The organism is Roseovarius litoreus (assembly GCF_900142765.1).
Classification (GTDB): domain Bacteria; phylum Pseudomonadota; class Alphaproteobacteria; order Rhodobacterales; family Rhodobacteraceae; genus Roseovarius; species Roseovarius litoreus.
On the sequence record NZ_FRCB01000018.1, the window covers coordinates 1 to 21,432 of the forward strand.

At 58.1% G+C, this 21,432-nt stretch carries 21 protein-coding genes; 6 read left to right on the forward strand and 15 right to left on the reverse strand.

Annotated features, from left to right (window positions below; all coding sequences use genetic code 11):
* The 10 genes from F3H35_RS18360 to F3H35_RS18405 all read right to left on the reverse strand — a co-directional run.
* The coding region (locus F3H35_RS18360; RefSeq protein ID WP_394852322.1) for an electron transfer flavoprotein subunit beta/FixA family protein at positions 1-221 on the reverse strand (221 nt) is incomplete at its 3' end.
* A gap of 40 nt (positions 222-261) precedes the next feature.
* Positions 262-1,578, reverse strand: a complete 1,317-nt coding sequence (locus F3H35_RS18365) for a TRAP transporter large permease (RefSeq protein ID WP_149780986.1) — start codon at positions 1,576-1,578, stop codon at positions 262-264.
* 3 nt (positions 1,579-1,581) lie between these two features.
* Entirely contained in the window at positions 1,582-2,004 is a 423-nt protein-coding gene (locus tag F3H35_RS18370; protein ID WP_188130037.1) for a TRAP transporter small permease subunit, read from the reverse strand.
* 113 nt (positions 2,005-2,117) lie between these two features.
* The gene (locus F3H35_RS18375) at positions 2,118-3,110 is read right to left on the reverse strand and encodes a TRAP transporter substrate-binding protein (protein WP_149780988.1); all 993 of its coding nucleotides are present in this window, start codon (positions 3,108-3,110) and stop codon (positions 2,118-2,120) included.
* 36 nt (positions 3,111-3,146) lie between these two features.
* Complete coding sequence (locus tag F3H35_RS18380; RefSeq protein ID WP_149780989.1) at positions 3,147-4,505, reverse strand: aminotransferase class III-fold pyridoxal phosphate-dependent enzyme; 1,359 nt, start codon at positions 4,503-4,505, stop codon at positions 3,147-3,149.
* 3 nt (positions 4,506-4,508) lie between these two features.
* Complete coding sequence (locus tag F3H35_RS18385) at positions 4,509-4,889, reverse strand: carboxymuconolactone decarboxylase family protein (RefSeq protein ID WP_149780990.1); 381 nt, start codon at positions 4,887-4,889, stop codon at positions 4,509-4,511.
* Between the two features lie 12 nt (positions 4,890-4,901).
* Complete coding sequence (locus F3H35_RS18390; protein ID WP_149780991.1) at positions 4,902-5,276, reverse strand: Rid family detoxifying hydrolase; 375 nt, start codon at positions 5,274-5,276, stop codon at positions 4,902-4,904.
* A complete protein-coding gene (locus tag F3H35_RS18395) occupies positions 5,273-6,016 on the reverse strand; it encodes an aspartate/glutamate racemase family protein (RefSeq protein ID WP_149780992.1) in 744 nt (247 codons plus the stop codon). The genes F3H35_RS18390 and F3H35_RS18395 overlap by 4 nt, the downstream gene beginning before the upstream one ends.
* 55 nt (positions 6,017-6,071) lie before the next feature.
* Positions 6,072-7,520 (reverse strand): aldehyde dehydrogenase family protein, encoded by a 1,449-nt coding sequence (locus F3H35_RS18400; protein ID WP_149780993.1) that lies wholly within the window; start codon positions 7,518-7,520, stop codon positions 6,072-6,074.
* Positions 7,521-7,549: 29 nt separating this feature from the next.
* The gene (locus F3H35_RS18405) at positions 7,550-9,913 is read right to left on the reverse strand and encodes a GcvT family protein (protein WP_188130038.1); all 2,364 of its coding nucleotides are present in this window, start codon (positions 9,911-9,913) and stop codon (positions 7,550-7,552) included.
* 92 nt (positions 9,914-10,005) lie between these two features.
* On the opposite strand from F3H35_RS18405, the gene F3H35_RS18410 reads away from it, so the two are divergent.
* From F3H35_RS18410 to F3H35_RS18435, 6 genes are all read left to right on the forward strand, one after another.
* Positions 10,006-10,953: a LysR substrate-binding domain-containing protein gene (locus tag F3H35_RS18410; protein ID WP_149780995.1), complete on the forward strand. Its 948-nt coding sequence runs from the start codon at positions 10,006-10,008 to the stop codon at positions 10,951-10,953.
* A 336-nt stretch (positions 10,954-11,289) separates the two neighbouring features.
* Positions 11,290-12,960, forward strand: coding sequence for an amidohydrolase (locus F3H35_RS18415; RefSeq protein WP_149780996.1), 1,671 nt, complete (start codon positions 11,290-11,292; stop codon positions 12,958-12,960).
* Entirely contained in the window at positions 12,957-14,024 is a 1,068-nt protein-coding gene (locus tag F3H35_RS18420) for a CobW family GTP-binding protein (RefSeq protein ID WP_149780997.1), read from the forward strand. The genes F3H35_RS18415 and F3H35_RS18420 overlap by 4 nt, the downstream gene beginning before the upstream one ends.
* Positions 14,025-14,070: 46 nt before the next feature.
* The gene (locus tag F3H35_RS18425; RefSeq protein ID WP_149780998.1) at positions 14,071-15,192 is read left to right on the forward strand and encodes a C4-dicarboxylate TRAP transporter substrate-binding protein; all 1,122 of its coding nucleotides are present in this window, start codon (positions 14,071-14,073) and stop codon (positions 15,190-15,192) included.
* A 62-nt stretch (positions 15,193-15,254) separates the two neighbouring features.
* Positions 15,255-15,752, forward strand: coding sequence for a TRAP transporter small permease subunit (locus tag F3H35_RS18430; RefSeq protein ID WP_149780999.1), 498 nt, complete (start codon positions 15,255-15,257; stop codon positions 15,750-15,752).
* Entirely contained in the window at positions 15,739-17,058 is a 1,320-nt protein-coding gene (locus F3H35_RS18435) for a TRAP transporter large permease (RefSeq protein WP_149781000.1), read from the forward strand. The genes F3H35_RS18430 and F3H35_RS18435 overlap by 14 nt, the downstream gene beginning before the upstream one ends.
* Positions 17,059-17,305: 247 nt before the next feature.
* Here the strand turns inward: F3H35_RS18435 and F3H35_RS18440 are convergent, their stop codons facing one another.
* The 5 genes from F3H35_RS18440 to F3H35_RS18460 form a co-directional block, all read right to left on the reverse strand.
* Entirely contained in the window at positions 17,306-18,109 is an 804-nt protein-coding gene (locus F3H35_RS18440; protein ID WP_149781001.1) for an ABC transporter permease, read from the reverse strand.
* Positions 18,099-18,962 carry an ABC transporter permease gene (locus F3H35_RS18445; protein ID WP_149781002.1) on the reverse strand — a complete coding sequence of 288 codons (864 nt, stop codon included), beginning with the start codon at positions 18,960-18,962 and terminating at the stop codon, positions 18,099-18,101. Before F3H35_RS18445 ends, F3H35_RS18440 begins: the two co-directional genes overlap by 11 nt.
* 25 nt (positions 18,963-18,987) lie before the next feature.
* Positions 18,988-20,040 carry an ABC transporter ATP-binding protein gene (locus F3H35_RS18450; RefSeq protein WP_149781003.1) on the reverse strand — a complete coding sequence of 351 codons (1,053 nt, stop codon included), beginning with the start codon at positions 20,038-20,040 and terminating at the stop codon, positions 18,988-18,990.
* A gap of 57 nt (positions 20,041-20,097) precedes the next feature.
* On the reverse strand, positions 20,098-21,135 hold the full coding sequence (locus F3H35_RS18455) for an ABC transporter substrate-binding protein (protein ID WP_188130040.1): 1,038 nt from the start codon (positions 21,133-21,135) through the stop codon (positions 20,098-20,100).
* Between the two features lie 72 nt (positions 21,136-21,207).
* A partial coding sequence (locus tag F3H35_RS18460) for an electron transfer flavoprotein subunit alpha/FixB family protein (protein WP_223228484.1) occupies positions 21,208-21,432 on the reverse strand: 225 nt, incomplete at its 5' end.

The window sequence follows — 21,432 nt, forward strand, 5'->3', positions numbered from 1 at the left end:
GTGCGCAGGGTTTCCTGCGCCTGCTTCACGCCGATCGACACCGCGATCACCTCATCGGCCTTGCCGGCCTCTTTCAGGCGGATGGCCTCTTCCACAGCGATCTCGTCGAACGGGTTCATCGACATTTTCACGTTGGCAAGATCGACACCGCTGCCGTCCGCCTTGACGCGGACCTTGACGTTGTAGTCGATCACGCGTTTGACGGGCACAAGCACCTTCATTGGCATGGTCTCCTTGCTTAGTTGGAGGTTAAGGTTAGAATTAACGTTGCATCACGTCAGGCAACCACAGAGCTATTCCTGGCATGCAAATCAGCAGGATCATGAAGAGCAGCATCAGAAAAAAGAACGGCAGCGCTGCACGCGCGACTTTACCAATGGGTTCACCCGACATACCTGAGACTATAAATAGATTAAAACCGAGTGGTGGCGTGATCAGTCCGGCTTCTACCGTGATGACAAGAAACACACCAAACCAGATCGGATCAAAACCCGCCTGAGAAATCATCGGAAACACGATCGGCAGGGTCATGACTGCGATCGAGATACCGTCCAGAAAACAACCCATCAACAGGTAGAACAACGCCAGAATTGCAATCAGCACATAAGGGCGCTCGATCAAGCCGCCCGCGCTCTCAGCCATAATCTGGGGAAGATGCAAGAATCCCATTGCGGAACTCAGGAAACTCGCGACAATTAGTATGATGCAGATCATCGAAGACGTCAGCACTGTCGCGATTATCGCGTCGTAGCTTTTGCGCAAGTTGAATTGGCGAAGCGCAACCAGAACAATTGCCGTGGCCAGGACACCGATGGCAGCGCTTTCGGACGGGGTGGCGATCCCGGAATAAATTGCCCCAAGTACGATCGTGAACAGGATGGCAATTGGCCCAAGCTGCCATAGGTTTCCAAACGAGAGTTGATCCCGATCCAACTCGATTGCTGAACCACCTGCCGCCCGCTTCGCGCGCGCCCCGTGCCGCAACGCGATATAGAGCGAAAACAGAGCACCGATGAGTAATCCCGGCACAACTCCCGCCGCAAAGAGCCGGATAATCGACTGCTCCACCATTACGCCATAGACAATGAGCATGATTGATGGCGGGATAAGCAGCCCGAGGCCTCCCGAAGCGGCAAGCGCTCCCAATGCCGTCTTACGATCGAAGCCGCGCTCCTCAAGGTTCGGCAATGTGATTTTTCCGACCATAGCCGTGGTTGCAGAACTCGAGCCACTGACTGCTCCGAATACGATTGACCCAAGAACATTCGTATGCAGCAAGCTTCCGGGAAAACGCCCAACGACTGGAAGAAGCCCGCGAAACATACGGTCGGAAATGTCCGAACGATAAATCAATTCGCCCATGAAGACGAAGAGCGGGATGGCGGCGAGCTCCCATTTTTGCGCCGACGTCAGGATCACGCGTGTGCCGATACTGCCGATACGGTCCATGGGATAGCCTAGGAAAATTGATAGCCCGAGCCCGGCAATCAGGAGCAAGCTCACGAAAATCCAAGTGCCGGATACGAGCAAGAAAGCCAGCATTCCCATTAGCGAGAGCCCGATCGTGATGGCATCCATACGTCAGCCCTCCTTCGCCAGCCAGGTTTCCACAAGGCGGGCAATCAACCCGAGCAGCAGCATGCCGATCCCGAGCAAAACCAGCCCCTCGGGAACCCACAAGGGCACGCGCGCGACCGTAGCGCTGGTCGTGCCGCGCTCCAGGTTCCGCATGACGCTCTTTGCGATATAGTGAAAAGTCGTGGACATAGCGCCCAAGGCCAACAAGATCGACAACGTCTCTAGCAACTGCAAGAAGCGTGGGCCGACGACATCGCGCAGGACGGCAACGCGGATGTGTGTGTTCCGGTTAAGCGCATGGGCCAAAGCCAAGAAGGTCATCGCCGCAACACCGTAACCCACGAATTCGTCCAGGACATACGTTGACCGGCCAAAGAAGCCCCGGAGCACGATTTCGTATAAGATGTGGCCGATCATTCCCAACATGATCATCCCTGCGATGACGGCCCCGACCTGAGACAAGAATGCAACGGGGCGCAAAACGCCCCGTTCCAATACTGTTCGCCACGATCCGTAAGGTAGAGTGGCCATCGGTCGTCTCATCCGCCGGTTTGGGCGCGATAGGCTGCGAGGATTTTCGCGCCATTCTCGCCCATCCTAGAGAGCCAGGAATTCGTGGCGACCTCGCCCGCAGCGCGCATGGCCGCCTGCATGTCCTCGGGGAAATCCTCGATCACGACCACGCCATTATCCCGAGCGACCTGAACGTTGGCGGCCGAGCGCTCATCAACGATGCTCCAAAGGTAATCCTCCACCTCGGCCGCCGCTTCGAAAACGATTTGACGCTGCTGCTCGCTCAACCCGGCCAGCGCATCATTGTTGACCGTTACGATACTGACAGGTGCACCGAAATTGATCGCGTTGTAGTGACTGAGCAGTTCGTGAAACTGCGCACCATTTCCCGCTTCGATCGACGTCAAAACCGCATCGAGTGCGCCAGTGGACAGCTGGGGAACGACGTCTGCCCAGGACAATTGCACCGCGAGCATACCCATTTCGTTCAAGGCGATGGTGCCCAGTTCATCATAGGTACGAACTTTGACGCCCTTCAGGTCGGACATGGATTGCAGCGCACCATTGGACCAGATCGCGGTCGAAGACCAGGGTGAGGCCCACAGAAGTGTTTGGTTGTGATCGGCCAGCACATTTTCGTATGTGGCCCGGCCTGCCTCGTGCAGCGCCCTCGCTTCATCAAAAGTCTGTGCGATAAAAGGCAAGCCCGACAGTTGGAAGATCGGATGCACACCGGCCAGCGGCCCCGCCAACGTATTAGCCAATGGCACGGCTCCTTCTGCCACCGCATCTAACTGATCCTTGGAGCGGAAACCGAGCGATGCTCCGAAATGCAACGTGATGTCGATTTCACCTCCCGAGCGTTCCTCGACCAAGCGCTCGAACATACGATCGCCGTCTGCATGGGGGGTCTTGTCGCTGTATTCATTGGCCATGTCCCAACGCACGCTTTGTGCGCTCGCCGGTAGTGTCAACGTGGCTGCCACCGCCACGCCGACCATACATTTTAACAATCTCATTTGGGTCTCCTCCTTGGTATTCCCGCAAAACGCGCCTTAGCGCGTCTCGCTGTCAGCGATGTCCAACACCTCGTCGAGGATGGACAAACCGTGACGCATATCGTGTTCCGAAATGTTGAGTGGCGGGGTCAGGCGGACGATATTGTTGTAAAAGGAAAGATAGAGGCCCTTCTCCATCGCCGCCTTCATGATCGCGGGCATTGGCGCAGCCGCGTCGCCCTTTGCTCCGAACGGCACGAGCGGTTCACGGGTTTCCTGATTTCTTACCAACTCAATGCCGTTGAACATGCCCAATCCACGTACATCGCCAAGGCTGGGGTGCCGCTGCATCATAGCGCGCAGTTCCTCGCGCATGATCTCGCCAAGACGTGTCGCGTTCTCAAGCGCGCCCTCATCATCCATTGCACGGATCGCGGCGACGCCGCTCGCGCAGGCCAGCGGATGTCCCGCATAGGTCAATCCGCCCGGTAGCGCGTTGTCCTTCAGCCAATTCGCGATCTCGGCGGACACGCTCATCGTTCCAAGCGGAACGTAGCCAGAGTTGATTCCCTTCGCCGACGTCAGGATGTCGGGTTGAACATCCCAGTGATCGACCGCGAACCATTTCCCGGTCCGCCCGTATCCCGCCATGACCTCATCGGCGATCAACAGGATGCCGTATTTCTCGCAGGTCGCCTTAATCGACTCGAGGTATCCGTCGGGCGGCACGATGATCCCATTGGTGCCCACGACCGGCTCAAGGATCACTGCGGCCACGGTGTTGGGATCCTCATACATCAGGATTTCCTCCAGATGCGGTCCACCTCGACAGATCGGGCACGTCTTGACATCTTCGTGGCCGGCCGGACAGCGATAACAATAGGGATCGAGCATGCGCACAACCCCCGGCATGTCCGCCCGCGTCAAGTGATGACGCGGATCCCCTGTCAGGCTAAGGGTCCCCCCCGTGGCGCCATGATACGAGCGGTAACGTGCCACGATCTTGCTCCGGCCAGTGTAGTGCCGTGCCAAACGGACGGCTGTCTCATTCGCCGCGGCGCCTCCGGTAGTAAAGAAAGTCGAGGTCAGGTTCGTGGGCGTGATCTCGGCGACTAACGCAGCGAGCTCGCTCCGCACGTCGCAGCCCATGGCGGGGCCAATATAGCAAAGCCGGTCGGCCTGTTCCTTGATCGCCTCAACGATCCGAGGGTGCTGGTGGCCCATGTTGGCGTTCACCAACTGGCTCTGGAAATCGAGGTAACGTTTTCCGTTGCTATCCCAAAACCAGGATCCTTCAGCCCCGGTTATCACACGAGGTCGTCCCCCCTGCTTTGACCAGCTTTGTAGGTACTGCGTGGCATGGACTTCTGCCACCCAGTCGGGATGGTGGACAGGCGAACTGTTGGACAATGACATGTCTTATAGGTCTCCCGCCTCGGCCAGCACTTTTCGTGCAACGCGGAAGCATTCCAACGCCTGCGGTACGCCACAATAGATTCCGATCACGTGGACAATTGCGCGGATTTCCTCCTTGCTGACGCCGTTATTCAGCGCGCCTTTGCAGTGGGTCTCCCATTCGTGCATCTTGCCCAACGCGCCGATCATGGCGAGATTCATCATGCTTCGGGTCTTGGGGGCGATGGTGTCGTCGCCCCAGCCGAAGCCCCAACACCAGGCTGTCATCGCCTCTTGGAACGGGCGGGTGAAATCGTCGGCAGCCGCCAGGTTGGCATCTACATATTCACGCCCCAACGTTGCCCGGCGCTGCTCTAGCCCTGTTTCGAAAAGTCTGTCATCCATATCTCGTTCTCCTCAGCCGCACTGTGCGACGAATTCGATTTCCACGCGCGCATCCATAGGAAGCCGCGCAACCTGGACCGTGCTGCGCGCCGGTTTGTGTGCGCCCATCTCCTCGGCGTAGATCGCGTTGATCGCGGCGTACTCTTCCAAATCCGCGACAAAGACGGTCGTCTTGACAACAGCGGACAAATCAATCCTCTGTGTCGCCAATATGTTGCGGACATTTTCGAAGATCTGGCGCGTCTGCGCCTCAACACCGCCCGGGACAATCTTGCCGTCGCGACCAACCGGCATCTGCCCAGCGGTAAACAAGAAGCCGTTCGCTTTTGCGGCAGCCGAATATGGCCCGATCGCACGCGCATTCTCGGCAACTGTTATAGGTTTCATGGTTCATACCCCTTGTGTGAAAAGTGTTTTCGGTCCGCCCCGGCAAAAGCCCAGCCGATCATCGAAGTGATGTCATAGACCGGCAGGCCCGTGGCGCGCTGAACTGCCTCGGCATAGGGCGGAAGATCCGTGCATTCGAGAAGGATCGCACCAGTCTCAGGGTGATCGGCTTGGATGGATCGCGCCGTTTCCACCACCTCTGCCTCGACGGCCGGAAAATCGAGCCACCCCACCTGGTCGTGAACCGCGGCTTTAAAGGCAGGCCTATCCTCCAGGCCGCGAACATTAACCGGGACCTGTCCGCCCCAGCAGGCGATCTCCATGTGTCGCCGCGACAACGTCCGGCCCGACGCGGTGATGACGCCGATGGACTGATCAGGTTGCAGACCCTGCCGTATCAACGGTAGTTGAAGGAGCCCTGACATGAACACCGGCACGGGCAAAGCCGCTGCCATTTCGCGCTGATACAGCACCATGAAGCCGCAATTGCCGATTACTGTTCTGGCGCCCTGCTGCACCAGTCGTTCTCCGGCCGCGACAAAGCGCTCCAGCAGCTCTGGCTTGGGATCGTAGACCAGGTTTTCCATGTCGGCGCCACGAACAACCTCGTAGATCACCGGGTGATCAAAGGTCTGCGCATTGCCTGGCGTTCCCGGTGGGTACGGGATCAGGCAATCCATTACCAGGATGCCAATGGGCGCGCCGTAGATATCCTGTCCTGCGTTGGCTTTATAAATCATTGTAGACCCTCCCGGCTCACAGGGCCGCGCGATGACTGCGCGGCCCGCGCGAACTTCAGTTCTTGAACACGATGCCCACGTTCTTGGACTGGTAGTAACTGAGCAGAGACTCGTACCCTTTCTCACGACCGATGCCGGACTGCTTGAAACCTCCGAACGGCGTTTGGGTGCCGCCGACGCCCCATTCGTTGACATGGATCTGCCCGGCCTCCAGACGCTCGGAGCACCACATGGCGCGGTCCATATCGGCAGTGAAGACCCCCGCGGCCAGACCGTATTTTGTGCTGTTCGCCAACCCGACGGCATGTGCCGCGTCCGAAGCCTTCAGGATCGAAAGGACCGGGCCGAAGATCTCCTCCTGATTGATGCGCATGTCGGCGGTCACGTCGGCGAAGATCGTAGGTTGGTGGAAGTAGCCTTCGCGCCCGGCCTTTCGGCCACCGGTCACCAACCGTGCGCCTTGCTGCTCCCCCACTCCGGCATACATCGCCACGCGATCCAGTTGCGTTTCGCTGACCAGCGGGGTGATGTCGTAATCTTCCAGGCCTGGTCCCATGGACAGGCTTTCGGCCATCTCCTTTACTGCCTCGACCACGTCTTCGTAGATCTTGTCCTGCACCACCATTCGATTCATCGAGTCGCAAACTTGGCCCGAGTTCTCGAAGATTCCCGCCTTCACGTTCTCGACCACGCTGTCGATGTTCGCGTCCTCGAACACCAGCGCCGCAGACTTTCCGCCCAGTTCCAGGACCGTCGGGACCACGTTGGCAACTGCGGCCCGCATGATCGACTGCCCGGTTGGCACCGAACCAGTGAAGACGATTAGGTCGATGTCATCATGTTCGGCAAGCGCAGCTCCGGCTTCGTTCCCCAAGCCCGCAAGGATGTTGACCGCGCCGGGAGGGAAGCCCACTTCCTCGGCCAATTCGGCGAAAACGAACCCGCTGAGCGGATCCAGTTCCGGCGTCTTGATCACGTTGGCATTGCCCGCCGCCAAAGCCGGGGCCAGCGACCTCGCAATCATGTTATTGGGGTAGTTCCATGGGATGATGTGAGCGACCACACCCATTGGAACCGGCACCACGTAGTCGGACACACCATCGCCTAGGGGAATATACCGCCCCTCGATCGTGGCGGCTGCTCCTCCGTAGTACTCAAAGTACTTGGCGCTGCCTTCAACCTCGCCCATCGCCTCGGAAATCGGTTTCCCGGCGTCAATGGATACCAGCCGGGCAATCTCCTCCTTGCGTTCCCGCAAGAGCTGCCCCATGCGTACCACCATGCGCCCCCGGTCGATGGGGTTCATCGCGATCAGCGCGCGGCTTTTCACCACGGCACGTGCGGCCTCTACGGCAGTATTGATATCGCTCGGCGTTGCCTTGGCCACCTGCGCCAACGACTGAGCCGTCGCCGGGTTCATGACAGTGATCCGGCCGCCGTCCCCACCGTCGACCCATTTACCGTTCACGTAGTTCTGCCAATACTCCTTGACGGAATAATCCATTTCGCTCTCCTTCGTTTTCCGGATTAGATCTATTGGGACAAGGCCGCGGGCACCGCGCAGACCCGCGCGGAATAGGCAATGTCCAGAATGCGGATACTCAGCTCGGCACCCTCATCCAGCGCGGCGCGATCGACTATTGCAAAAGCCAGTCCACGCCCTGCAGTATGGCCGTGCGCCCCACTTGTGGTATGACCAACGATGAGACCATCGGAAGTTTCGACGCTCTCGTGCCCCAGGGGGTCTGTTGGCGCTTCGTCCAACAATTCCAATCGCACCAGCAGGCGGTCGCTTTCTCCCGCTTCCAGCCCCGCCTCGACCAACGTCCTCATCGGAGTCAATTCAGTCCCGCGCGCCGGCATCCCTTGCTCCAGACGCAAGACCTCAAGCGCGCGTGCCCCGATGAGCCGAGCGCTGGAATTCTCAAGAAGTTGCAGCAGAACATGGCGCAAGACCTCTGCCTTCGCGTGCAACTCGTACCCCGTCACCCCGAAAGGGTCCGTACGGTGCAGTCGGATCGGCGCATATCCGCAGATCATGGGCTTGACCGTACCCGGCGGGCAAGCGGCCTCATCCATCGGTTCGGGGGATTTGTCACCAATGTCGGCGGTCGACAATCTGGCCAACAGGTCGCCCGCTCCCGGGCCGGACAGCAGCAACGCGCCCTCTCGCCCGGTCAGGTTTTCGATGCGTAGGTCAGGCGGCGCCGACTGTTGCAACAGATCGAGGTCAATGACCTCGCATCCCGGGTCGCTCTGAAGGATCAGATCGTCCTCGTTCAGCCGGGCGATGTCGAAAATAGCGTCAAATCCGTCTCGGGACGTCAGGACATAGCCTATGCCACGCGCCCCGACACTGGGCAGATCACCGGCGATCAGTCGGTTGACAAAACCGTCCGCGCCTGCACCCGACACGCGGAATTTTGCACCATGACTGATATCACAGACCGCCAGCCCATTCCGCACCGCACGGACCTCGGCGCCAACCTGTTCAAAGAAACTGGGGCGGTAGAACGAATACTCTTCTTCCTGGCACGCTCCCTCGGCGGCAAACCAGTTCGGGCGCTCCCATCCGTAGACTGCACCGAACACCGCGCCGCGCGCCGCAAGCGTGTCGTGAACCGGCGAGACCTTGAGGATGCGCGCGGCCGGCAATTCCTCTCCGGGTTTTGGCAGAAGATAGGTGCGTTCATAGGCCTCTTCTGTTTTCCGCGCCGACCAAGTCCGCGTGGCATACTCGCCGAACCGCCGACTGTCGCAGGGCCGCATGTCAATTGTGGGCGCACCTTCGACAATCCATTCCGCCAGTTGCCACCCGATACCACCAGACAAGGTCACGCCGAACGGGTTGCCTTCGCCGAGCCAGAAATTGCGTTTGCCAAAAGCCGGGCCAGTGTAAGGAAGGTCGTCCGGCGTATAGGGTTGCGGTCCGTTTACAACACTTTGGACACCAGCGGTCTCCAGCAGCGGGATCCGCTCAATGGCCGTTTCGAGATAGGGCAGCATGGCGTCAAGTTGGTCGGGGAAGAGCTCCATGCCGAAACTGGACGGAACGCCGTCGACAAAACACGTCTCGCCGCGACCCTCATAGGCCCCCATGACGAGGCCATCGCCCTCCTGGCGACAATAAAAAACCTGTTCGGGGTCACGCATCACAGGCATTTCCGGCAGTCCCGCTTTGCGGCGTTCGATCAATTCGGGGATGGGTTCCGTGACGATGAACTGGTGGCGCAGCGATACAGCGTGGGCAGGCAACCCCAAGAGCCCCAGCGTCTGCTTGGTGTAATTCCCGGTGCAGCTGACCACATGTTCGCACGCAATGTCCCCGCGGGACGTGTGCACGATCCAACCAGTAGGAGTTTCGGTGAACCCGGTCACCTCGGTACTGCGGTGGATCTTTGCGCCATATTTCCGCGCTCCGGCGGCAAAACTTTGGGTCAGGTCGGCCGGAGCAATGTGGCCGTCACCGGGATTGTAGAGACCACCCAAGACGCCCTCGATGTTCATAAACGGCCACAGATCTCGGATTTCGTCAGGCGAGACCAGATGTGCCTCCACCCCGGTCTGCCGGGCCAGCCCCATATAGCGTTTGAACTCGTCCATGCGGTCAGGGTGCGTGGCCAGTCGCAGATTGCCACATTGATGGTAACCCGAAGGGACTCCGGTATCATCTTCAAGTTGTGCATAGAGATCAGCGCCATATTGGTTCAACCGGCTGACGGTTTCGTCCAACGTGTAGGTGATCACATTGCCGGCCGCATGCCATGTCGAGCCAGCCGTCAATTCCGTGCGTTCGCACAAAACGACGTCGCTCCATCCTTTCTTCGCAAGATGATAGAGGACCGAACACCCCACGACACCACCGCCGACGACTACAACTCGTGCTGAGCCCTGCATCCGCAACCCTCCATATGGCATGCATTGAACTTATGCAGGGACCATAAGGCTGTTGCTAAATTGATGTAAAAGGCATAATAATCAGGCTCAGCATGAATGGAATTCATACAGTGTCCAGCCGCCGCCTACCTCCCCTCTACCCACTTCGCGCGTTCGAAGCCGCAGCGAGGCAGATGAGCTTTACGCTTGCTGCGAAGGAGCTGTCGATCAGCCAAAGCGCAGTGAGTCACCAGGTCAAATCTCTCGAGACCTATTTCGGTGTACCGTTGTTCTACAGAGCGCGGGGATCAATCCGGCTGACTGCCGAGGGGCGCCGCCTGTTCAATGCTTGCGAATCCGCTTTCAACAACCTCGCACAGATTAGCACTGATCTTCCCGACAGTGAGCTGCGTGACACGCTAACGTTGAGCAGTCCGCCATTGATATTCAACTGGTGGCTGCTGCCGCAACTTGGGGAGTTCGCCCGACAACATCCGAACATCCGTTTTCGTTTTCAGCATTTGATTTGCGGCGCACCGATACAACCTGCGGACACTGACATCGCCCTGCTCTGGGACACCAAGATCGCGGACGGGTTCGTTGGGGCTAAAATGTTCGATATGGATTACAGCCCTGTGACGAGTCCTCGCCTGGCCGCCAGCCTCCCACCTGAATTCGGACCCGAGACCCTGGGGCAAACAACACTCCTTCATGAAATCGATCACTCTGGATGGTCGAATTGGCTCTCGAATGCTGGCCATCCAGAGCTTGCGACCACCTCGGGATGGGTTTTCGAAGATCCGGGGATGATGATTGAAGCTGCCGCAGCTGGGCAGGGCGTCGCGCTTGGGCCATTCCCACTGCTAGACGAAATGGTCGGAAGCGGCCGACTCGTGCGCCCCTTTCGGCAGTCCATCAAAACATCTGACAGCTACTACATGACGGTCTCAACGCGTAGCCTCAGCAAGCCAGGAATAAAGCTGTTCTGGAACTGGTTTTCTCAACACGGGCTTCCGAGCTTCAAGGCCCTGACCGACAGCCCAGCCCAAGCATCCGCCTGAACAAACGTCGTTTCGCACCTGTTACGATGACAGATCCCTCCCGCGGATTGACAACTACTGGCTCCACTGCTTTGCAGCGAACGCAGCACTCTCCGTGACCACCGCAGGCTTCGTCGAAGCGAAGCTCCGGCGGCACGGAGAGTGTCGACCCATGAATTTTCTTCATGCACCACTGCGCCAAAGATTCATTTTCCGAATTTTTCAACGGGATCTACGCTACCCCATGACCTGAAATCATACGCTCGAAGATCTCCAACAAACTCCTCGCGCTGACAGTCGATGAGGGGATCGGAATCGGAGTGCGCAATCCAGGGAAAGAGGGAGGTGTTTTCTACGATGAGCAAGATATCCGTCTACACAGCCAAGCGTATCATTACGATGGACCCCGGCCGACCATTTGCCAGCGCTGTTGCCGTAATGGACGGTCGGATCGTTTCCGTGGGCACATTGGCATCCATCGCGCCATGGCTGGAGCACTATGAATACGAGATCGACGACAGTTTCGCGAACAAGGTCATCATGCCGGGCCTCGTCGAACCGCATACGCACCTGCGTTGGTCCGGCAATCTGGCCTCTCTGCACTATGTCGGACCGGTCGAGGCCCCAGCGGGAACCGGTCCAGCCCTAAATTCGCGCGAGGAGGTCATCGACCGCCTGCGAGCGGTCGATGCAGCGATGGATGACCCCAATCGTCCGCTCTTTGCATGGGGCTTCGACCCTGCCGTGCATGGTGGGCACCTGAATCGCCATGACCTTGATGCGATCAGTACGACGCGCCCGGTCTGGGTGCTCTCCTACGCCGTGCATTTCTTGTACGTGAACAGCGCCATGCTCGACCTCCTGGACATTGATCCCGGTCTCAACGTGCATGGGCTTGGTCGGGACGCGGATGGAACACTGAACGGTGTGTTTGCCGAAATGGAGGCCACACGCCTGGCAATGGACCCCTTCAAGCAGGAGCTTTCCCGTCCCGGCGGTGCGGCAGAGGGTTTGAGAGCGCTCTCAACAAGCGCAATCGACGCGGGGATCACCACAACAGCTGATTTGGGTGTAGGTCTCAACGATTTCGATGCCGAGTGTCGAGACTATCATTCCGCCGTCCCCGACTCTGGCTTTCCCCTCCGCATGGTTCTGGTTCCCACGGGGGTCGCACTGCGCGACAAGTTCGGTTCAGACGGACCGAGGGCTTTGGCCGAGCTGCGGAACCGAAACACCGAAAAATTGCGCTACAACGGGGTGAAGTTCTGGAGCGACGGCGCATATCAGGCAATGTCGTTGCGCGTCGGCTTTCCCGGCTACCTAGACGGAACAAATGGGCTACGCGGCGACCTGATCTGGGACGAGATGGCCGAAACGCTTCTTCCTTACTGGGAAGCGGGCGAGCAGTTGCATGTGCACGCCAATGGCGACGAGGCAGTCCAGGCCGTTTTGGATGCGCTCGATCAGTTGCAACAGCGCAAACCCCGTTTCGATCACCGCTTTACGATCGAGCATTTTCCAGTGGCCTCAACGCAGCAAATTCGCCGACTGGCGCGCCTTGGCGGACAGGCGAGCGTCAATAATTACCTGACTCACTACCGGGCACAGTTGCAAAACCTGCAAGGCCTCGGCCCCGACCGGGCGGAGACGACGGCTCGCTTGGGCAGCATGGCCCGCGAAGGCGTGACCTTCGGATTGCACTCGGACTTCGCACTAGTCGTGGTGCCCATGCGACCGCTCGTTGCCGCTTGGATCGCGACCACGCGCATGTCCCGCGACCGAACCCAGGTTCTTGCGCCCGGGGAGAGGATCGAACTCGATCGCGCGCTTCGTGCCATCACCATCGACGCTGCCTATCTGCTGCGCATGGAAGACGACATCGGCAGCCTCGAACCGGGCAAGCTGGCCGATTTCGCGATCCTGGAAAGCGATCCATACGAAGCGCCCGAAACGCTCGACCAGGTCAAGGTCTGGGGCACCGTGCTAGGCGGCCGGAAGTTCCAATCACAGCGGGGTCAAGGCCAATGACGTTGGAGCGCGACAAGACCCTGCCGCGGGCCGGTACACTGGAGGATTTGGCAGAGACCTGGCACACCTTACTCGGGTTAGGTCAGGCGGCGCAGATGCTGAACAGCCGCAGCTCTACCGCTGTGCACATACCGATTACCATACTAGGAGGCTTCCTCGGCGCGGGGAAAACGACGTTGCTCAACAACCTGCTGAGCGGGGAGCACGGACTGCGGATCGCTGCGCTGGTCAATGACTTCGGGGCCGTCAATATCGATGCGGCCCTAGTGAAGCATCGTGCCGAGAACGTGATCGAACTATCGAACGGCTGTGTGTGTTGCTCCATCGCCGGTGGGCTGACCGAGGCCATAGACAGTCTTGTTCATTCCAAGACACCGCCCGACGCAATCGTTCTCGAAGCAAGCGGCGTCGCGGACCCGGCTTCGGTTGCGCATACCTGCCTGTTCAATGACGGGCTGACTTTGAATTCGGTTATCACCTTGGTGGATGCGCCGCAGATACTAGCGCAGGCCGCCCATCCAGACCTATCGGCTCTTGTCGAGCGCCAAATCACAGCAGCGGATCTTGTTCTTCTCAACAAGACCGACTTGCTGAGCAAAGACAGACTCCGGGACATAAAGGCCGAACTAGAAAAGCGGTTCACATCAGCGCATTTCGTTCCTGTCAAGAACGCGAATATCCCAGCAGAATTCATGCTGGACGCGCGCGCTCCAATGTCATCCTTTGGGAAGTTTCAGAGCGGATCGCCTATTTCCGAAGCGACTTTCTGCACTGGGGTACTCCACCTAGACGCCCCGATCGACGCGGACCGTCTCAGGAATTTTCTCGCCATTGCGCCAGACGGCCTGCTGCGCGCCAAGGGGTTCTTGCCATTGGCAAAACAGACGACCGGAATATTCCAACTCGTCGGGCAACGCTGGTCACTTCGCCCAGCTCAACCAGACCTGCTTCCGGCTGAACCCGTACTTGTCGCAATCGGTCTGCGCGGCCGGTTCGATCTGGCGGGCTTTGATCGCGGATTGCGCGCCTGCGAGGTGGGCAGCCGCGATATGCCAGACGGATGAGCTCGCCTACTTTCCAACCAAACCAACCACCAGGGAGACGACTACCATGAAACAATTGCTTATAACCGCTGCTATTGGCCTCACTGCCGCCGGCAGCATGGCTTCGGCAGAAAAGCTCAAGGCCAACATCTGGTTCGAACCGGTACATATTATGTCGAAGCACGCCTACATCGACTGGGCCGACAAGCTTCGCGAGAGTTCCAACGGCAGATTCGATTTCAAGGTCTTCACCGGCGGGGCTCTGGTGCCGCCGGCGGCTTCGATGCAGGGCGTCCGAGACGGCATCGTTGATGTTGGTTACCACGCTGGCACCTACACACCCGGCGAACTGCCAATCACCAACATCCTGTCCTACGTTGCCTTCGGTGCCGAAGACGCGGCAGCGGCGGCTTTGACGATCACCGAAATGAGCTTCTTCAACGAAGCTATGCAGGAGGAATGGGCAAACAACGGGGTCATTTTCGCCGGGGCAAATGCTGGCCCGGTTGTCTATTTAATGTGCAAAGAAAAGCTGACCACGCATGACCAGATCAAGAACAAGCGGATTCGCATGCCTGGCGGCGTCTGGGCCACTTTTGCGGAGGCACTGGGCGCGACTTCAGTCAGCGTTCCGTCCTCGGAAATCTATACCAACATGGAACGCGGGTTGCTGGCATGCACCGGTAATGACAAGACACATTTGCGCAGCTCAAGTCTTTGGGATGTCGTCAATTACGTGATCGAACTCCCGATGGGGGTATATTCGGCCGGTTTCACCTGGGCCTACAATCCCGATTTCTGGAGCGGCCTCACAGCCGAGGAGCGGGGCCAGCTACTGCAAAGCAACATGGAAGCCTTCGTCACTACTCAAATCGCTTATGCGAACGCTGTGGAAGAAGTCAGCCTGATCGCACGGGAAAAAGGCGTTGAATTTGTTGCGCCTGACCAGAGCCTGCTCAATGTGCGTGAGGGCTTCATCGCCAATGATTACGGCGGACTTCGCCAGATCGCCAAAGAACGATTTGGCGTGGAGAATATGGACCCGCTGATCGAAGAGTACCGGACGACCTATGCCAAGTGGGAAAATCTGTTGACCGACATCGATCGTAACAACGCTGCCGCTTTCCAAACTCTGGTGGAGCAAGAAATTTTCAGTCGGATCGACGCTGCCACTTATGGCGTCAACTAAGAAATGTGCGAAAGGCAGGGCTGTTATTCTAGCCCTGCCCACTTAGTACAAGGGAAGAATTCATGGAAAATTTCGAAATGGCCCTGCGTTGGTTCGCAGGCCTTTTTAGTTGGCTGGCTGGAATGGGCCTCGTTTTAATGATGCTTCACGTCACAACGGACGTCGTACTGCGTTCCACTGGAATCTACCAGATGAGCGGCGTCGTCGAAATGGTGGGCCACTACTATATGGTTATCGTCGTATTTCTCCCGCTCGCGCTGATGGAGCTGCACAATAAGACTGTTTCGGTAGACGTGTTCTATGAACGGTTTGGCTCGCCAATGCGCCGATGCTGCAACATTCTCGCTTTGCTTGCATCTATTCTCTTCTACACAGTCTTTGCCTACCAAACCGCAATCGATGCTTGGCGGTCGTTTCAATCCGGCAACTTCTCAATGGGTGAAGCACGATTGTTGATCTGGCCCTCGAAGGCGGTGCTGCCGCTCGGGATGGGTTTCGCCGCACTGTGCCTAATCGTGCTCTCGTTGCACAAACGGAGGAAACTCGATGCTGGTATCTGATCTGACCGTCGGTTGGAGTGGCATCGGCGTGGTCTTGGGCCTGATGGTGCTGCGGGTGCCCATTGGGGTAACACTAGTACTGGTCAGCCTTGCCGGGTTGGCAATCATGATCGGGCCGGAATCTGGTCTCGCAATGATCACCGCTGTTCCTTATAATTTTGTTGGTGACTGGTCGCTGTCGGCGATCCCAATGTTTCTGCTAATGGGCTATCTGGCAGCTAATGGCGGGCTCACCTCGGGGCTATTCGATTTCATGAAACTGGCGCTCGGACGCGTGCATGGAGGGCTTGCCCACGCGAGTGTTGGCGCATGCGCCCTGTTTGCAGCAGCCTCGGGATCAACCTTCGCAACAGGAGCGGCGATGTCACGTATTGCCGTCCCGGAAATGCTCAAGGCTGGGTATCACCCTGGGCTTGCAACTGGCGTAGTCGCCGCCTCCGGCACTTTGGGCTCGCTTATCCCACCCAGTATTTTAATGATCTTGTTCGGCATTTTTGCCAATCAGTCGATCGGCCAATTGTTCGTCGCAGGAATCTTGCCCGGTATTCTGTCAGCGTTGATCTACATGGGTATGATCTGGCTCCGGGCGCGGATGAACCCCGAATTGGCACCACGCAGCGAGATTCCTTTTTCGGTCCAGCGGTTTGGCTCTGCGCTCCTAGATGTTTGGCCGCTTCCGGTGCTGATTTTTTCAATCATGACCGGGATTTTCTTCGGCATATTCTCTCCGACTGAGGCGGGTGCTCTCGGCGCCTCGCTTGCGCTACTGATCGTTTTCATCAGGGGAAATCTGAACTGGAGGATTCTGACCAACTCGATCCGCGAAACGGTTGAAAGCACGGCATCAATTTTCATTATCGCGGTCGGCAGCTTGATGTTCTCGCGCATGCTGACAATCAGCGGTGTGCCTGACGCAATTTCGACTGCCTTCACGGATACCATCACATCACCGATCCAGATGCTGCTGGTGATCGCAGTGGTTTACATCGTTTTAGGCATGTTCATCGATGCGATCGGCTTGATGTTGATTACACTCCCGATCTTTCTGCCTACCCTGCAGGAGATGAATGTTGACCTGATATGGTTTGGCATTCTCACCATCAAAATGCTGGAGATAGGCCTCATCACGCCCCCGATCGGGCTCAATGTATTCGTGATCTACTCGGCGTTGGATCGAAAGATTCCACTGACCACGATCTTCAAGGGCGTATTCTGGTTCATAGCGATGGATGTTCTGACCTTAGCCATCCTGATCGCGTTTCCGAGAATAACCTTGTTCTTACCGGCACTGGCCAGCGGAAACTAATGCAGACCATTCAGCACCAACGGAGTCTTTTTTCTTGGCGCGTCAGGCCTCGCTTGCCGTGCTTTCACCCGTCGACCGCCTCGCGCATCCAGCCCTGCAAGGTGCGCAGCTAATGCTCTCATTCGACACCGCAACGCGGGTCGATCACCCGCGGGCCGGCCGGTAAAAGAGTGCGGGCGAGCTGACCAACGAGGTGACGCTGGCCGAGGCAGACGTGCTGCGATTCGGCATCGCCATCACCGCACATTCAGCCTTGTCCGTTCGTTGCCTTGTCTATTCCGATCAGCGCGTCGATGGCGAACACCACACCAAACGCGACGTAGACAGTAATTGCCGACAATGCCGCGACGAGCGGATCGATGTTGTACTGAATGTAATTGAACAGCTTCACGGGGATCGGAACGAGCGCCGCAGTTGAGTTGAAAATGCTCACCTCGACGTTGATCCAGGACATGATGAACGCAAACAGCCCCCCCGCGATCACGCCGGGCTTTATCTGCGGCAGCGTGATGAGGAAGAAAGTCTCCAACCGGTTGGCGCCGAGATCCTGCGCCGCTTCCTCGATGTTCATCGGCAGCCCGCCTAGCGATGCCATAGTGGTTCGGATGACGTAGGGAATCATGATCACTACATGGCCGACCAGCAACGCGAGGAATGTCCGGGCAAAACCCAGCAGATGCGCGTATTGGAGTATTGCCACACCGATCACGATCGCCGGAAGGAGAAGCGGCGAGATAAAAAGCGCGCTTAGTACCGCCCGTCCAGGGAACCTGTTACGCGACAGAACCAGAGCCGTAGGAACACCCAGAAAAAGCGAGATTGCGGTCGCCAGGCCGGCAAGTTTCACGCTGACCCAAGCAGCATCGATAAACTGCGAATTCGCGGCAAGACGCGCGTACCATCTGAGCGAAAAACTCGATGGCGGAAATGCCAGGAAGTCGGAGGCGGTAAACGAAGCGGCGATCAAGACGGCCAAAGGAAAGAACAAGTAGAGGACCACCAGCCAACTGAAGAGCCCAAGCCCGTATCGCCCGATTATTTTATGCAGCATGGTTTCCTCGCATCTGGCGGGCCTTCGCAAAGGCAAATCGAGCGCTGTGATATACGGCAAGCAGTAGGAATGCCGTGATCAGCAATGCCACGGCGAGGGTGGCACCAAAGCTGAAATTCAAAACAGTCGCATACTGCTGGAACACCAGCATCGACATAACGACCTCTCGACCGCCGCTGAGTATGCTCGGCGTGACATAGGCCGAAACGCAGAGCGTGAAGACCATGAGGGCGCCGGATACGATGCCGGGAAGGCTCAATGGCAAGGTCACATGAAAGAACGTGCTCCAAGGCCCTGCTCCAAGGTCGCGCGCGGCGTCCTTGAGTCTATGATCGAGGTTCTGCAGGATCGCCGCGACCGACAGTATCATGAACGGCAGCATGATGTAGGCAAGGCCAATGATGATCGAGACCTTGTTGAACAACAGGGGCAACGGCTTGTCGGTCAGGTGAAGCCAGATCAGTAGATCGTTTACAAAGCCATTCCGTCCAAGAAGAATGATCCAGCTGAAGGCGCGAACGACGTTGCTGGTGAACAGCGGCGTCACCACGAGGATGTAGAGAATACGTTTCAGCCAGCGCTTGCGCACCCTGAAGACCATGAAATACGCCAGCGGATAGCCTAGCAGGAGGGTGATCAGTGTCACCCACCCAGCGATCGACAGCGTGGTTCCCATCGCCTTCAGATAATAGGGGTCGGTGACAAGGCGCACGTAGTTGGACATGCTCAACCCGCCATCAGGATCCTGCAAGCTGTTGAAGGCGATGGCAACAAACGGCGCGGCGAAAAAGGCCAGCATGAAGGCCAAAGGCGCCGCCAGAAGCAGGATCGCTCCCCAAAATCCGATCCTCATCGCAGTTCACTCCTCGCAACACCGCTCATTGCGTGAGCACCCGACAACGCTCTGCCGGCCATCCGAATTGCACGGGGTCACCAGGCGCAATCATGGGCTGATCCGAAGATTTCGTATCGATGGCGATTTCCTGCCCTTGCGGCAAGTCTACATAAAGGCGCCATCCGGCACCACGAAAGATCGTCTGGCGAAGCCTTCCCTGCCCTATGACCCAGCCCTCCGGTTTCTCGTCGACGAGTTCGATGCTTTCCGGCCGGATCATAATCGTTGACCCATCGACGGTTTGCGCCCGCAACCCGTCTGGCAGATCAATAGCCCCGCTCCCGTCGCTCGACCACTCCAGCCCCATGGGCATGAGATTAGCCTCGCCTATGAAATCCGCTACGAAACGGGTTGCCGGCCGATCATAGATCTCCTGACCCGACCCGACTTGCGCAATCCGTCCATGATCCATCACGACGATGCGCTCTGCGATCGTCAGCGCCTCTTCCTGGTCGTGGGTCACAAGGATGAAGGTCATGCCCAGTTTCTCGTGCAGACGCTTCAATTCGATCTGCATCCGTTTGCGCAATTTGAGGTCGAGCGCCGCAAGTGGTTCATCCAGCAAAAGAACATCGGGACGATTGACGATGGCGCGTGCCAGCGCGACACGCTGTTGCTGTCCGCCGGACAGCTCTCCGGGCAATCGCGCTGCAAACTCCTCCATGCCAACCATCGCGAGAGCTTCACTGACGCGGCTCGCGATTTCGGCCCGGTCTAGGCGTTTGCGTTTCAGGCCAAAAGCGATGTTTTCAGCGACATGCATGTGCGGAAAGAGAGCATAGTTCTGAAACACGGTGTTTACCGGGCGATGATCCGCAGGCACGCCATTCATCTGTTTTCCGCCAATGGCCAGTGTGCCGGACGATGGGTCGAGGAAACCCGCTATCATGCGCAGGAGCGTGGTCTTGCCGCACCCCGATGGCCCAAGCAAAGCGAGGAACTCGCCACGCTCCACGCTCAGCGATACGTCGGCCAACGCGGTCACAGAGCCGAACTTCCGCGACACTCCCTCCAACCGGATCAGTTCCTGCGCCATGCTCGTTCCTTTTCAAAAGCAGATACCGGGGGCCGGTCGGCCCCCGGTGCAGTTTTCTTAGTTTCCGCTTGCAAGCCGTGTCCAGGCTTCGGAAAGCGCATCGCGGTAGGCGTTTATTGCGGTCCAGTCTGCTACCGCGAGATCGTCTATCGATCCATCCGCGCCCCACGGCATACGCGCAGCGACCTCAGGCGGCAGCTCTACACCAGAGGTGGAAGGACCGACCTGAAGTCTCGTAGCAAGGCATCCGGCCTGTGCAGGTTGCACAGCGAAATCCACCAGTTTGTGTGCGGCCTCGCTGTTCTTGGTCCCCTTCACGATATGGATGCGAATGTCGGACGCCATCGCCCCTTCCTTCGGAATGGCATAGGCGATGGGCAGCCCGCCATCGGCCATGGTGAATGCCTGTGTCGCATAATGTGCTCCGATCACACCTTCACCGGTCTGGAAACCGCTATTGGCGACGCCCGAGGAATCGAAGAAGAGCGCCGGCTCGAGGGTCTTCATCTTTTCGATGCCCGGTGTGAGATCATCGAGCGTTCCGCCTGCCAGCGCATTGAAGGCGGCAAAGATCGGCACCCCAATCGAGTTGACGGCGCTCGGCAGAATAACGCGGCCGGCATATTCGGCGTTCCACAAGTCCTCCCATGAGGTCGGAGGCGTCGTGATCTCTTCGGAATTATAGACGATGCCGACAGCGAAATAGCCATTGCCCACTGCATAGATGCCGCCGCCCTCGGTCTTGTACTTCGCTTGATCAATCACGCCAGCAAGGCCTGGTGCGAGTGAGGGATCGATCGGTGCCACCACTCCGCTATCCCGCGCCAGTTCGGAAACACCGCCATCCATCCAGGCAACATCCATAATCGGCGATGAGGCTTCAGCCTGCAGTTTGCTCAGGGTAACCGATGATGCGCTTGGTTCCACAACGACGTCGATGCCCGTCGCTTCCTCGAACGGCGTGAAGATACACGCCTGAAGCGCATCGCCCCAGCTGCCGCCATAGGCAGAAACATTAAGACTCTCATTGGCCTGAGCCGTGCCGCCTGCAGTTGCAAGCATCGTCACAACAACTGATAACGCAGTCTTTTTCATAGCTACTTTCTCCATTAAGGGCACGAGCCCGTTGTGTTTCCGGCGAGTGAAATTTGCGTGCCGGCCCGAATGTCAGAGCTTTTCGGTCAGTTCCGGCACGGCGGCGAAGAGATCGGCCACAAGGCCGTAATCGGCGACCTGGAAGATCGGGGCCTCTTCGTCCTTGTTGATCGCGACGATGATCTTGGAGTCCTTCATGCCCGCGAGGTGCTGAATCGCGCCCGAGATGCCGACGGCGATGTAAAGCTCGGGCGCCACCACCTTGCCGGTCTGGCCCACCTGCCAGTCATTCGGGGC

Coding starts and splice junctions, on each gene's coding strand:
- F3H35_RS18435 (WP_149781000.1), top strand. CDS start 15,739: ATGCTGGTATCTGATCTGACCGTCGGTTGGAGTGGCATCGGCGTGGTC.
- F3H35_RS18410 (WP_149780995.1), top strand. CDS start 10,006: ATGAATGGAATTCATACAGTGTCCAGCCGCCGCCTACCTCCCCTCTAC.
- F3H35_RS18370 (WP_188130037.1), bottom strand. CDS start 2,004: ATGTTGGGAATGATCGGCCACATCTTATACGAAATCGTGCTCCGGGGC.
- F3H35_RS18445 (WP_149781002.1), bottom strand. CDS start 18,962: ATGAGGATCGGATTTTGGGGAGCGATCCTGCTTCTGGCGGCGCCTTTG.
- F3H35_RS18365 (WP_149780986.1), bottom strand. CDS start 1,578: ATGGATGCCATCACGATCGGGCTCTCGCTAATGGGAATGCTGGCTTTC.
- F3H35_RS18420 (WP_149780997.1), top strand. CDS start 12,957: ATGACGTTGGAGCGCGACAAGACCCTGCCGCGGGCCGGTACACTGGAG.
- F3H35_RS18425 (WP_149780998.1), top strand. CDS start 14,071: ATGAAACAATTGCTTATAACCGCTGCTATTGGCCTCACTGCCGCCGGC.
- F3H35_RS18450 (WP_149781003.1), bottom strand. CDS start 20,040: ATGGCGCAGGAACTGATCCGGTTGGAGGGAGTGTCGCGGAAGTTCGGC.
- F3H35_RS18455 (WP_188130040.1), bottom strand. CDS start 21,135: ATGAAAAAGACTGCGTTATCAGTTGTTGTGACGATGCTTGCAACTGCA.
- F3H35_RS18440 (WP_149781001.1), bottom strand. CDS start 18,109: ATGCTGCATAAAATAATCGGGCGATACGGGCTTGGGCTCTTCAGTTGG.
- F3H35_RS18375 (WP_149780988.1), bottom strand. CDS start 3,110: ATGAGATTGTTAAAATGTATGGTCGGCGTGGCGGTGGCAGCCACGTTG.
- F3H35_RS18400 (WP_149780993.1), bottom strand. CDS start 7,520: ATGGATTATTCCGTCAAGGAGTATTGGCAGAACTACGTGAACGGTAAA.
- F3H35_RS18430 (WP_149780999.1), top strand. CDS start 15,255: ATGGAAAATTTCGAAATGGCCCTGCGTTGGTTCGCAGGCCTTTTTAGT.
- F3H35_RS18415 (WP_149780996.1), top strand. CDS start 11,290: ATGAGCAAGATATCCGTCTACACAGCCAAGCGTATCATTACGATGGAC.
- F3H35_RS18385 (WP_149780990.1), bottom strand. CDS start 4,889: ATGGATGACAGACTTTTCGAAACAGGGCTAGAGCAGCGCCGGGCAACG.
- F3H35_RS18380 (WP_149780989.1), bottom strand. CDS start 4,505: ATGTCATTGTCCAACAGTTCGCCTGTCCACCATCCCGACTGGGTGGCA.
- F3H35_RS18405 (WP_188130038.1), bottom strand. CDS start 9,913: ATGCAGGGCTCAGCACGAGTTGTAGTCGTCGGCGGTGGTGTCGTGGGG.
- F3H35_RS18395 (WP_149780992.1), bottom strand. CDS start 6,016: ATGATTTATAAAGCCAACGCAGGACAGGATATCTACGGCGCGCCCATT.
- F3H35_RS18390 (WP_149780991.1), bottom strand. CDS start 5,276: ATGAAACCTATAACAGTTGCCGAGAATGCGCGTGCGATCGGGCCATAT.